Source organism: Ectorhizobium quercum, from assembly GCF_026552795.1.
Lineage (GTDB): Bacteria > Pseudomonadota > Alphaproteobacteria > Rhizobiales > Rhizobiaceae > Ectorhizobium > Ectorhizobium quercum.
Map to the genome: position 1 here is coordinate 486394 of NZ_JANFPI010000002.1, position 13062 is coordinate 499455.

Annotated in this window: 8 protein-coding genes; all 8 read left to right on the plus strand. The window is 63.6% G+C overall.

The features are described 5' to 3' along the window. The first annotated feature begins 68 nt into the window (after window positions 1–68). The 8 genes from NOF55_RS06995 (at window position 69) to rpsU (ending at window position 12985) form a co-directional block, all read left to right on the plus strand. Entirely contained in the window at window positions 69–1295 is a 1227-nt protein-coding gene (locus NOF55_RS06995) for a vWA domain-containing protein (RefSeq protein WP_306410622.1), read from the plus strand. 251 nt (window positions 1296–1546) lie between these two features. Then, window positions 1547–4009: a glycogen/starch/alpha-glucan phosphorylase gene (locus NOF55_RS07000; protein ID WP_306410623.1), complete on the plus strand. Its 2463-nt coding sequence runs from the start codon at window positions 1547–1549 to the stop codon at window positions 4007–4009. Then, window positions 4009–6222, plus strand: coding sequence for a 1,4-alpha-glucan branching protein GlgB (gene glgB / locus NOF55_RS07005; RefSeq protein ID WP_306410624.1), 2214 nt, complete (start codon window positions 4009–4011; stop codon window positions 6220–6222). The genes NOF55_RS07000 and glgB overlap by 1 nt, the downstream gene beginning before the upstream one ends. Window positions 6223–6256: 34 nt before the next feature. After that, window positions 6257–7516: a glucose-1-phosphate adenylyltransferase gene (gene glgC / locus NOF55_RS07010; RefSeq protein WP_306410625.1), complete on the plus strand. Its 1260-nt coding sequence runs from the start codon at window positions 6257–6259 to the stop codon at window positions 7514–7516. Window positions 7517–7518: 2 nt separating this feature from the next. Next, window positions 7519–8958 carry a glycogen synthase GlgA gene (gene glgA / locus NOF55_RS07015; RefSeq protein ID WP_306410626.1) on the plus strand — a complete coding sequence of 480 codons (1440 nt, stop codon included), beginning with the start codon at window positions 7519–7521 and terminating at the stop codon, window positions 8956–8958. 6 nt (window positions 8959–8964) lie between these two features. Further along, complete coding sequence (locus NOF55_RS07020; protein ID WP_306410627.1) at window positions 8965–10593, plus strand: alpha-D-glucose phosphate-specific phosphoglucomutase; 1629 nt, start codon at window positions 8965–8967, stop codon at window positions 10591–10593. Between the two features lie 10 nt (window positions 10594–10603). After that, complete coding sequence (glgX, locus tag NOF55_RS07025) at window positions 10604–12580, plus strand: glycogen debranching protein GlgX (RefSeq protein ID WP_306410628.1); 1977 nt, start codon at window positions 10604–10606, stop codon at window positions 12578–12580. 180 nt (window positions 12581–12760) lie between these two features. Continuing rightward, the gene (rpsU, locus tag NOF55_RS07030) at window positions 12761–12985 is read left to right on the plus strand and encodes a 30S ribosomal protein S21 (protein ID WP_306410629.1); all 225 of its coding nucleotides are present in this window, start codon (window positions 12761–12763) and stop codon (window positions 12983–12985) included. Window positions 12986–13062 lie beyond the last annotated feature (77 nt).

Sequence of the window (13062 nt, forward strand, 5' to 3'; positions counted from 1 at the left end):
CCGCTTAAACACTTGTCCAGACTGACGGCCCATTTTGCGCTCACTGGCTGTTTTATGGGGTAAAGAGAATGCTCGCCGACCGGAAGAATATGTCGCGCCTTTCCCGCATGTTCCGGGACAGGAACGGCAACTTTGCGATCATGACCGCGCTCATGTTGCCTGCCGCACTTTTCACCGTCGGCATGACCGTGGATTTCCTCTACGCGCTCGACGTGAAGACCGAAGTTCAGACCGGCATCGACGCAGCCACACTCGCCGCATCGTCGGCAATGCTTTCGACGGACAAGACCTATACGACGACGCAGGCGGAAGCCGAGGGAAAGCAACTGCTCCTCGCACAGCTCAATCGTTCGCTGGCCAAGTTCGGCAACAAGACACTGGCCAGCGACCTGGAAAAGAACACAACCATCAAGGTCGTGGAGACCGAGGACCCGAGCGGCACCGTCTACACCGCCACCGGAACGACGCGCATTGCCTTCCCGGTTAGCCCTTTCACCCGGCTCTTCACGGGCGAAGCCATAACGATCCAGTCCTATGGCACCTCCCAGTCGGTGAAGCCGCAAAAGACGGGGCTTTCGATGTATCTGGTTCTCGACCGTTCCGGCTCCATGTCCTTCGTGACAGAAGAGAAGAATGACACGAAGTCGAAATGCGAAAACTACACCAGTTCGTCCTGGCCTAACAATGACACGAGCATCTCTGGATGCCGCATACGGAAGATCGAGGCACTCAAGGCGGCTGCGGGCAGCCTGTTCGCTTCGTTCAACGCCATAGACCCCAACAAGGACCTCGTGCGCGTCGGGGCCATCGCCTATACGCACGACCCCTACACCGCACAGGCGCCCGAATGGGGCACCGCCAAGGCTAAAACCTATGTCGACGCGCTCCCTTACAAGCCGGAGGGAGGAACGGACGCGAGCAAGGTCATGAAAACCGCCTACGAAGCCCTGAAATCGACCAATAACAAAGAGAGCAGCGAACACGCCAAGAAAGGCAACTCGACGTTCAAGCGCTTTATCCTCCTGATGACCGATGGAGAAATGACCGGCTACAGCAATCAGTGGAACAGCGCTCTCGACAGCGCTACCCGGACGGTCTGCACGGATGCCAAGAAGGACGGCATCACCATCTACAGCGTGGCGTTCATGGCACCGCAGAAGGGCAAGGAAATGTTGAGCTTCTGCGCATCAGGTTCGTCATCCTACTATGAGGCGACGAACATGCAAAGCTTGATCGCCGCCTTCAAGGACATCGCCAACAACGCGATGCAAAGCAGCGTGCGCCTGACCAACTGAACCGGAACGGCTATTGCAGGCGAAGGACCTTCAGGGCGGTATCCGACGATGCCGCCCCTTTCGGTTTTCCGGCCTCCGGCACACCCCCGAACCTCCGGAGACACCTGCTGCAACTCCGCGCATCCATCATTCGTACGGGGCCATCAATCGTTTGTTGCAACGCCCCTCTATCGATGCATAAACTGCCGGTGCAAATCGCGCAGCAGATTGACAGAATCAATGGTTTAGACCGCAAAACCTCCGGAGATCCCATGACAAAGAAACTGTCCACAGCCGATCTTCCGCTCCCGGCGCCCCGCGTTTCCACCCCTGAGATTCTCGCCTCCGAGATCATCGAAAGACTGACCTACCGCATCGGCAAGGATGTCATCGTGGCCACGCCGCACGACTGGCTGACCGCGACGATTCTGGTCATCCGCGACCGCATCATCGACCGCTGGATGGAATCCACCCGCGGCGTCTACGAAACCGGAGCCAAGCGCGTCTACTACCTCTCCCTCGAATTCCTGATCGGCCGTCTGATGCGCGATGCCATGAGCAATCTCGAACTGGTGGACGAGATCCGCGAGGCACTCGATTCCCTCGGCGTCGATCTCGGCGTCATCGCCGGTCTGGAGCCGGATGCCGCGCTCGGCAATGGCGGCCTCGGCCGTCTGGCGGCCTGTTTCATGGAATCGATGGCGACGGTGGACATCCCCGCCTATGGCTATGGCATCCGCTACGTCCACGGCCTCTTCCGCCAGCAGATGGCGGACGGCTGGCAGGTGGAACTGCCGGAGACCTGGCTCGCCCACGGCAATCCGTGGGAGTTCGAGCGCCGCGAGGCGTCCTATGAAGTCGGCTTCGGCGGCGCGGTCGAAACCGTCAACGGCCCGGACGACAATCCGCGCTACGTCTGGAGGCCGGGCGAGCGCGTCATCGCCATCGCCTACGACACGCCGGTCGTCGGCTGGAAGGCCAAGCGCATCAATACGCTGCGCCTGTGGTCGGCCCACCCCATCGACCCGATCCTGCTCGACGCCTTCAACGCCGGCGACCATATCGGCGCGCTGCGCGAAAGCAACAAGGCGGAATCGCTGACCCGCGTCCTCTATCCCGCGGACGCCACCGCCGCCGGCCAGGAACTGCGCCTGCGCCAGGAGTTCTTCTTCTCCTCCGCCTCGCTTCAGGACATCCTGCGCCGCCACCTGCAACAATATCCGGATTTCACCAACCTCGCCGACAAGGTGTCGATCCAGCTCAACGACACGCACCCGGCAGTCTCCATCGCCGAGATGATGCGCCTGCTGATCGACGTACACGGCTACGAGTTCGACGCGGCCTGGGAAATCACCCGCAACACCTTCTCCTACACCAACCACACACTGTTGCCGGAGGCGCTGGAAAGCTGGCCGGTGCCGCTGTTCGAGCGGCTTTTGCCGCGACACATGCAGCTCGTCTACGCCATCAACGCCAAGGTGCTGGTGGAAGCCCGCAAGGACAAGTATTTCTCCGACAGCGAGATCCGCCACATCTCGCTGATCCACGAGGACGGCGAACGGCGCGTGCGCATGGGCAACCTCGCCTTCATCGGCTCGCATTCGATCAACGGCGTCTCCGCGCTTCACACCGAACTCATGAAGGAGACGGTGTTCTCCGACCTGCACAAGCTCTACCCCGACCGCATCAACAACAAGACGAACGGCATCACGCCGCGGCGCTGGCTGCAACAGTGCAATCCCGGCCTGACCGACCTGATCCGCGAGGCGATCGGAGATGCGTTCCTCGACGACGCCGAAAAGCTGATCGCGCTCGAGCCCTTTGCCGACGATGCCGGCTTCCGCGAGAAATTCGCAGCCGTGAAGCGGACGAACAAGATCGCGCTCGCCAACCTCGTCTACGAGCGCATGGGGCTGCGCCTCGATCCCTCGGCGCTGTTCGACATCCAGATCAAGCGCATCCACGAATACAAGCGCCAGCTCCTGAACATCATCGAGGCGATCGCGCTCTACGACCAGATCCGCTCGCATCCCGAACTGGACTGGGTGCCGCGCGTGAAGTTCTTCGCCGGCAAGGCGGCGCCGAGCTATCACAACGCCAAGCTGATCATCAAGCTCGCCAACGACGTCGCAAAGGTCATCAACAACGACCCGGCGGTGCGCGGGCTCCTCAAGGTGGTCTTCATCCCCAACTACAATGTCTCACTCGCCGAGGTCATGGTGCCGGGCGCCGACCTGTCCGAGCAGATCTCGACCGCCGGCATGGAAGCCTCGGGCACCGGCAACATGAAGTTCGCGCTGAACGGCGCGCTGACCATCGGCACACTCGACGGCGCCAATGTCGAAATGCGTGAGCATGTCGGCCCGGAGAACATCATCATCTTCGGCATGACGGCCGAGGACGTGGCCAGGGCCCGCGCCGAAGGCCTCAATCCACGCGCCACCATCGAGGGATCGCGCGATCTGAACCAGGCGCTTTCCGCCATCGCCTCGGGCGTATTCTCGCCGGATGACAGGGGCCGTTACGGCAGCCTCATCGACGGCCTCTACAATCACGACTGGTTCATGGTCGCGGCCGATTTCGACGCCTACGCCAACGCGCAGCGCGAAGTTGACGCACTGTGGACCGACACGGCTTCATGGTACACGAAAGCCGTACTCAATACGGCCCGCATGGGCTGGTTCTCCTCGGACCGGACCATCAGGCAATATGCTCAGGACATCTGGAGAGCTTGATGAAGAAACCACCGAAAAGCCTCGATCCGGCCCGCAAGGCCACCCAGATTGCAGAACGCGAGATCGAGGACATTATCGGTGGCACGCATGCCGATCCCTTTGCCTTTCTCGGCCTTCATGAAGCCGGGGAAGGGTTCGATGCGCGCTGCTTCATTCCCGGCGCCGAAACCGTCACGGCGCTGACACTCGACGGCACCGTGATCGGCGAACTGGAACGCCTGCATCCGGCGGGCTTCTTCGCCGGCCCCGTCACCGTGGATGTCCAGCAGCCGGTGCGCTACCGCGCCCGGCGCGGCGATGCCGAATGGGCCGTCACCGATCCCTACACCTTCTGGCCGGTGCTGGGGCCGATGGACGACTACTATATCCGGGAAGGATCGCACCTGCGCCTGTTCGACAAGATGGGCGCCCATCCGATCCAGCATCAGGGGGTCGAGGGCGTCCACTTCGCCGTCTGGGCGCCGAATGCGCGGCGCGTCTCCGTCGTCGGCGATTTCAACCGCTGGGACGGGCGCACCCATGTCATGCGGCTGCGCATCGACACCGGCATCTGGGAGATCTTCGCTCCCGACGTGCCGGTCGGCTCTGCCTACAAGTTCGAGATCATCGGCGTCGACGGCAATCTCCTGCCGCTCAAGGCCGACCCCTTCGCCCGCCGCAGCGAGCTGCGCCCGGCGACCGCCTCCATCGTCACCGGCGAACTGGAGCAGGAATGGGAAGACGACGCCCACATGGCTTTCTGGGCGAAAGTCGACCCGCGGCGGCAGCCGATCTCCATCTACGAGGTCCATGCCGGCTCCTGGCAGCGGCGCGAGGACGGAACGTTCCTGAGCTGGGACGAGCTTGCCGAACGGCTGATTCCCTACTGCACCGACATGGGCTTCACCCATATCGAGTTCCTGCCGATCTCCGAACATCCGTTCGACCCGTCCTGGGGCTACCAGACGACCGGTCTTTACGCGCCGAGCGCCCGTTTCGGCCCGCCCGAGGGCTTCGCCCGTTTCGTCAACGGCTGTCACAAGGTCGGCATCGGCGTCATTCTCGACTGGGTGCCGGCGCATTTTCCGCGCGACGACCACGGGCTTCGCCTGTTCGACGGCACGGCACTCTACGAGCATGCCGATCCGCGTCAGGGCTACCATCCCGATTGGCAGACCTCGATCTACAATTTCGGCCGCAGCGAGGTCGCCTCCTACCTCATCAACAACGCGCTCTACTGGACGGAGAAGTTCCATGTCGACGGCCTGCGCGTCGATGCGGTGGCCTCGATGCTCTATCTCGACTATTCCCGCAAGGAGGGCGAGTGGGTGCCGAACGAATATGGCGGGCGCGAGAATCTGGGGGCCGTCCGCTTCCTCCAGCAGATGAACAGGTTCGTCTATGGCGGCCATGCCGGTGCCGTGACCATCGCCGAGGAATCCACCTCCTGGCCGAAGGTTTCCCAGCCGGTCCACGAAGGCGGGCTCGGCTTCGGCTTCAAGTGGAACATGGGCTTCATGCACGACACGCTGCGCTATCTGTCGCGCGACCCGCTGTTCCGCCGCTATCACCATCAGGAGATCACCTTCGGCCTGCTCTACGCCTTCGCCGAGAATTTCGTCCTGCCGCTTTCCCACGACGAGGTGGTTCACGGCAAGGGCTCGCTGATCGCCAAGATGGCCGGCGACGACTGGCAGAAATTCGCCAACCTTCGCGCCTATTATGCCTTCATGTGGGGCTATCCCGGCAAGAAACTGCTGTTCATGGGACAGGAATTCGCCCAGTGGAGCGAGTGGAGCGAGGCCCGTTCGCTGGACTGGAACCTGAGGCAATATCCGCTGCACGAGGGCATGCGCCGCCTCGTGCGCGACCTCAACATCACCTACCGGGCAAAGCCCGCGCTTTATGCCCGTGACTGCGAGCCGGACGGCTTCCGCTGGCTGATCGTCGACGATCACGACAATTCGGTCTTCGCCTGGTTGCGAACCGCGCCGGACGAGAAGCCGATCGCCGTCATCACCAACTTCACGCCGGCCTACAAGGAAAACTATTGGCTGCCCCTGCCCTCGGGAGGGCGCTGGCGGGAAATCCTCAATACCGATGCCGAGATCTACGGAGGCAGCGGCAAAGGCAATGGCGGCCGCGTGGAAGCGGTCGTGAACATCGACGGTGCCAGCGGCGCGGTGATCACCCTGCCGCCTCTCGCCACCATCATGCTTGAACCGGAACAGTGAGACCCCGAGAAGAACAAAAGCGGGAGGGACGCAAATGGAAAGACGCATTCAGCCGCTGTCGCGTGACGCGATGGCCTATGTGCTTGCAGGCGGAAGAGGTAGCCGCCTGAAGGAGCTTACCGACCGGCGCGCCAAGCCGGCGGTCTACTTCGGCGGCAAGGCGCGCATCATCGACTTCGCCCTTTCCAACGCCATCAACTCCGGCATCCGCCGCATCGGGGTCGCCACGCAGTACAAGGCCCATTCGCTGATCCGCCACCTTCAGCGCGGCTGGAACTTCCTGCGGCCCGAGCGCAACGAAAGCTTCGACATCCTGCCGGCGAGCCAGCGCGTCTCGGAAACGCAATGGTACGAGGGCACCGCCGACGCCGTTTACCAGAACCTCGACATCATCGAGCCCTACGGCCCGGAATACATGGTCATCCTCGCCGGCGACCATATCTACAAGATGGACTACGAGCTGATGCTCCAGCAGCACGTCGACTCCGGGGCAGACGTCACCATCGGCTGCCTTGAAGTGCCGCGCACCGAGGCGACCGGCTTTGGCGTCATGGCCGTGGATGGGCAGGACGTGATCACCGATTTCGTCGAGAAACCGGCCGATCCACCCGGCATCCCCGGCAATCCCGATATCGCGCTGGCCTCGATGGGGATCTATGTCTTCCATACGAAATTCCTGCTCGACTGCCTGCGCCGCGACGCCGCCGACCCGACCTCCTCGCGCGACTTCGGCAAGGACATCATTCCCTATATCGTCAAGAACGGGAAAGCCGTGGCACATCGCTTCGCGGCATCGTGCATCCGCTCCGACTTCGAGAAGACCCCCTACTGGCGTGACGTCGGCACGGTCGATGCCTACTGGCAGGCCAATATCGACCTGACGGACGTGGTGCCGGAACTCGACATCTACGACAAGTCCTGGCCGATCTGGACCTATGCTGAGATCACCCCGCCGGCCAAGTTCGTGCATGACGACGAAAACCGCCGCGGATCGGCCGTCTCCTCGGTCATCTCCGGCGACTGCATCATTTCCGGCTCGTCGCTCTATCGCAGCCTGCTGTTCACCGGCGTCCGCGCCAATTCCTATTCCCGCCTCGAAAACGCGGTGGTTCTGCCGAACGTCCATATCGGCCGCCATTCGCGCCTGCAAAACGTCGTGATCGATCACGGCGTGCAGATTCCCGAGGGGCTCGTCGTCGGCGAGGACCCGGAAGTGGACGCCAAGCGCTTCCGCCGCACGGAAAGCGGCATCTGCCTTATCACGCAAAACATGATCGACCGGCTGGAGCGTTGAGAATGAAGGTCCTCTCCATTTCGTCCGAAGCCTTTCCGCTGATGAAGACCGGCGGACTGGGCGACGTGGCCGGCGCCCTGCCGCTCGCGCTCGCGGCCAAAGGGGTTCAGACAAAAACGCTGCTGCCCGGCTATCCGGCGATCATGAAGGCGGTTTCGGGCCTCGTGAAGATCTACGAGTTCGACAACCTGCTCGGCGAACAGGCGACGCTCTGGGAAACGCGCTACAAGGGGCTCGATCTCCTGATCCTCGATGCACCGGGCCTGTTCGACCGTCCGGGCGGCCCCTACATGGACGCCGCCGGCAAGGATTTCGAGGACAACTGGCGCCGCTTCGCCATCTTCTCGCTGGCCGGCGCACGGATCGCCGCCGGCTGCCTGCCGGACTGGAAGCCCGCCGTGCTGCATGCCCACGACTGGCAGACCGCGCTGACGCCGGTCTACATGCGCTACGCTTACGAACTGGAAATCCCGAGCGTCCTGACCATCCACAACATCGCCTTCCAGGGCCAGTTCTCCTCCGATATCTTCCCGGCGCTCGGCCTGCCGCGGCATGCCTTCTGGGAAAGCATGGAATATTACGGCGATGTCGGCTTCCTCAAGGGCGGCCTGCAAACGGCGACGGCGATCACCACCGTCAGCCCCTCCTATGCCGAGGAAATCCTCTACCCGCAGTTCGGCATGGGTCTGGAGGGATTGATCCGCCTCCGCGCCGGCTCCGTCCACGGCATCGTCAACGGCATCGACACCGATGTCTGGAACCCCGAGACCGACACCTTTCTGGCGCGCAACTATTCGGCCAGGACGATCAGCCAGCGCGTGACGAACCGGCAGGCCGTCGCTGCCCGCTTCGGCCTCCACGACGACGACAGCCCGCTGTTCTGCGTCATCTCGCGCCTGACCTGGCAGAAGGGCATGGATCTTCTGGCCGACACAGTCGACCATCTGGTGGGCTTCGGCGGACGCCTCGCCGTGCTCGGCTCGGGCGATCCGGCTCTCGAACATGCCTTCCTCGCCGCCGCCGCCCGCCATCCGGGCCGCGTCGGCGCCGTCATCGGCTATAACGAGGCGCTATCGCACCTGATACAGTCCGGCAGCGACGCGATCCTCATCCCCTCCCGTTTCGAGCCCTGCGGGCTGACCCAGCTTTACGCCCTGCGCTATGGCTGCGTGCCGGTCGTCGCCCGCACCGGCGGCCTCAACGATACCGTGATCGACGCCACCCATGCAGCGCTCGCCGCCGGATCGGCGACCGGCATCCAGTTCACCCTCAACGACGCAAACAGCCTGCTTTACGCCTATCGCCGGGTGTTCAAGCTCTACGAAGATCAGAAACTCTGGACCAAAGTGCAAAAGCAGGGCATGAAAACCGACGTTTCCTGGGATGCGAGCGCCGACGCCTATGTCGCGCTCTACTCCAATCTCGTTGCGAAAGGGCATTGAACAGACATGACCAAGATCGTTGCCACCAAACCCTATGCCGATCAGAAGCCGGGCACGTCCGGCCTGCGCAAGAAAGTCCCGGTTTTCGCCCAGGAAAACTATGCCGAGAACTTCATCCAGGCCATCTTCGACAGTCTCGAAGGCTTCCAGGGCAAGACGCTGGTGATCGGTGGCGACGGACGCTACTATAACCGCGAGGTCATCCAGAAGGCGATCCGCATCGCCGCCGCCAACGGCTTCGGCAAGGTTCTCGTCGGCCAGGGCGGCATTCTGTCCACACCCGCAGCCTCCAACGTCATCCGCAAATACGCCGCCTATGGCGGCACCATCCTCTCGGCCAGCCACAATCCCGGCGGCCCGGATGAGGATTTCGGCATCAAGTACAATATCGGCAATGGCGGCCCGGCGCCTGAAAAGATCACCGACGCCATCTTCTCCCGCACGAAGGTCATCGACAGCTACCGCACGCTCGAGACCCCCGACATCGACCTCGACACCGTGGGCACGCTGAAGGTCGGCGATCTCACCGTCGAGGTGATCGATCCCGTCGCGGACTATGCGGCGCTGATGGAGGAACTGTTCGACTTCGGCGCGATCCGCGCGCTCATCGCCTCCGGTTTCAGGGTGGTGATCGATTCCATGTCGGCCGTCACCGGCCCCTATGCCGTGGAAATCCTCGAAAAGCGCCTCGGCGCGCCGGCCGGCTCCGTGCGCAACGCCGAACCGCTGCCGGATTTCGGCGGCCACCATCCGGACCCGAACCTCGTCCATGCCAAGGAACTCTACGACGATGTGATGAGCCCCGAAGGCCCCGATTTCGGCGCCGCCTCGGACGGCGACGGCGACCGCAACATGGTCGTCGGCAAGGGCATGTTCGTCACCCCTTCGGACTCGCTGGCGATCATCGCCGCCAATGCGAAGCTCGCCCCCGGCTACAGCGCCGGCATCGCCGGCATCGCCCGCTCCATGCCGACCAGCGCCGCCGCCGACCGTGTGGCCGAAAAGCTCGGCGTCGGCATCTTCGAAACGCCGACCGGCTGGAAATTCTTCGGCAACTTGCTCGACGCCGGCCTTGCCACCGTCTGCGGCGAGGAAAGCTTCGGCACCGGCTCCAGCCATGTGCGCGAGAAGGACGGCCTGTGGGCCGTGCTGTTCTGGCTGAACATCATCGCCGCCCGCAAGGAAGGCGTGAAGGAGATCGTCACCGGGCATTGGGCCGAGTTCGGCCGCAACTACTATTCGCGCCACGACTACGAGGCGATCGAGACCGAAAAGGCCGACGCGCTGATGGCCGAACTGCGCGGCAAGCTCGCCACCCTGCCCGGCCGCTCCTTCGGGGCGCTGAAGGTCGAAACCGCCGACGACTTCTCCTATCACGACCCGGTCGACGGCTCCATCTCCTCGAAGCAGGGCGTGCGCATCCTGTTCGAAGGCGGCTCGCGCGTCGTCTTCCGCCTGTCGGGCACCGGCACCAGCGGCGCGACGCTGCGCGTCTACGTCGAGCGCTACGAGCCGGACGCCGCCCGCCACGGCATCGACACACAGGAGGCGCTGGCCGACCTGATCGCCGTTGCCGACGAGATCGCCGGCATCCGGGCGCATACCGGCCGCACCGAACCGACCGTCATCACCTGAGCCTGTTTCCATGACGAAAATCCCGGCAAGACGAGGTGGCGTCGAACTGACGGCGACCGGTGCCGTCTTCTCCCTGTGGTCGCACCACGGAACCGCCGCGACGCTCTGCCTTTTCGATCAGGCGGGACGGCGCGAGGCGCTGCGCATCCCGATGGAGCAGGATGAGGACGGCGTGTTCCGCTGCTACGCGCAGGGCGTGCGGGAAGGTGCGCTTTACGGCTATCGCGTCGATGGCGACTATGCGCCGCACGAGGGGCTGTGGTTCGACCCGGCCAAGCTGCTGATCGACCCCTATGCGACAGCCATCGACCGGCCTTTCGTCTATGACGCGAAGCTCGGGACCTTCGGCGCGGACACCGCGGCGCTCGTGCCGAAATGCGTCGTCACCGCCGACCGTCCGGTGGAACGGCAGCCGCCTTTCTTCAAGCCGGGCGGCCTGATCTACGAAGTGTCGGTCAAGGCGTTCACGCAATGTCACCTGGATGTGCCGGAAAACCTGCGCGGCACGGTGGCCGCGCTCGCCCATCCAGCCGTCATCGCCCATCTGAAGAGGATCGGCGTCGACGCCATCGAACTGATGCCCGTCGTCGCCTGGATCGACGAGCGTCACCTCCAGACCCTCGGCCTCACCAATGCCTGGGGTTACAATCCGGTCGCCTTCATGCCTCTCGAACCGCGCCTGTGCCCGGGCGGCATGGCGGAACTGCGCGACACGGTGGCGGCGCTGCACCGGGAAGGCATCGGCGTCATCCTCGATCTCGTGTTCAACCACACGGGCGAAGGCGACCGTTTCGGCCCGACGCTCAGCTTCCGCGGCATCGACAATCCCTGTCTTTACCGCCATATGCCGGGCCGGCCGGGCGCCCTCGTCAACGACAGCGGCACCGGCAACACGGTGGCCTGCGATCATCCCTATATTCGCCGGCTGATCGTCGACAGCCTGCGCCATTTCGTGCTGAACGCCGGCATAGACGGCTTCCGCTTCGACCTCGCCACGATCCTCTTCCGCAACCATGCGGGTTTCAACCCGCATAGCGAGCTTCTGGAAGCCATCCGCCACGACGAGGCGCTGGCCGACCGCATCCTGATCGCCGAACCCTGGGACATCGGCCCCGGCGGCTATCAGCTCGGCAATTTTCCCGAACCGTTCCTCGAATGGAACGACCGCGCCCGCGACGGCATGCGCCGCTACTGGCGCGGCGACCTGAACATGACCGGGCCGCTGGCGACGATCCTGGCGGGATCGTCGGACGTGTTCTCCAACAGGCCGGAAGCCCGCACCCGCTCGGTGAATTTCCTCGCTGCCCATGACGGCTTCACGCTGATGGACCTCGTTTCCTACGAAAGGAAGCACAACGAGGCGAACGGCGAGCGCAACCGCGACGGCCACAGCGAGAACCTCTCGTGGAACAACGGCGTCGAGGGGGCGACGGCCCGGACGCAGGTTCTGGAGCACCGCCGGCGGGACGTGATGGCCCTGCTCTCGACGCTGTTCGTCAGCCGCGGCACGGTCATGCTGACGATGGGCGACGAGGCGGGACGCAGCCAGCGCGGCAACAACAATGCCTATTGCCAGGACAACGAGATCACCTGGTTCGACTGGTCCTCGGTCGACGATCGGATCGTGGAGCACACCGGCTTTCTCGCCGCCCTGCGCAAGCGGTTCCCGGCATTGGCCGAGCCCGGCTTCTTCATCGGCGACGGCGATGCCGAATGGGTATCGCCCTCGGGAGAAGCGATGACGCCGGAGGACTGGGAGGACCCCGACGGCAGCGCCTTCGGCCTGCTGATCGCGTCCCGGGACATGGAGACGGGGCTCGACTCGAAGCTCGCGGCCCTCTTCAACCGCTCGCAGCAGCCCTGCGGCTTCCTGCTTGCCGACGGCGGCCGCTATATCCCGCTCGGCCAGGACGCCGCTCAAAAGCGCGGCGGCGGCGGCGTGGTGGTGCCGGCGCGCAGCGTCGCCTTCTATGTCTGGACCGCCTGACGGACCGCCCTGGAAATCCGGGAGTTTTTTAGCCCGAAAACGCCGGAACGCATATGGACTTCCCGGAAACGATCTGATAATGCGCTTGGCCAATCGCGCGGGTTGCGGCTCCGCGAAGGCTTATTATGTGCCGACGCCATGCCCGCCGGCATCAACCAGATCTAAAGGAACGGGATAAACGTGCAGGTACTTGTCCGCGACAACAATGTTGATCAGGCGCTCCGCGCTCTGAAGAAGAAGATGCAGCGCGAAGGCATTTTCCGCGAAATGAAGATGCGCGACTACTACGAAAAGCCGTCGCAGAAGCGCGCCCGCGAAAAGGCCGAAGCCGTTCGCCGCGTTCGCAAGCTCGCTCGCAAGCGCGCCCAGCGCGAAGGCCTGGTTGCCGGACCCCGCGCCCGCTAATCGCCGTTTTTTCGACGTTTTTCACAGGCATCTGAAGCGGGGGTGATACAGTCGCCGCCGCTTTTTTCATTGCAGCC

Excerpts from the sequence above, each read along its gene's own strand:
- glgB (WP_306410624.1), top strand. The coding sequence starts at position 4,009 with ATGAAGAAACCACCGAAAAGCCTCGATCCGGCCCGCAAGGCCACCCAG.
- NOF55_RS07020 (WP_306410627.1), top strand. The coding sequence starts at position 8,965 with ATGACCAAGATCGTTGCCACCAAACCCTATGCCGATCAGAAGCCGGGC.
- NOF55_RS07000 (WP_306410623.1), top strand. The coding sequence starts at position 1,547 with ATGACAAAGAAACTGTCCACAGCCGATCTTCCGCTCCCGGCGCCCCGC.
- glgX (WP_306410628.1), top strand. The coding sequence starts at position 10,604 with ATGACGAAAATCCCGGCAAGACGAGGTGGCGTCGAACTGACGGCGACC.
- NOF55_RS06995 (WP_306410622.1), top strand. The coding sequence starts at position 69 with ATGCTCGCCGACCGGAAGAATATGTCGCGCCTTTCCCGCATGTTCCGG.
- glgA (WP_306410626.1), top strand. The coding sequence starts at position 7,519 with ATGAAGGTCCTCTCCATTTCGTCCGAAGCCTTTCCGCTGATGAAGACC.
- glgC (WP_306410625.1), top strand. The coding sequence starts at position 6,257 with ATGGAAAGACGCATTCAGCCGCTGTCGCGTGACGCGATGGCCTATGTG.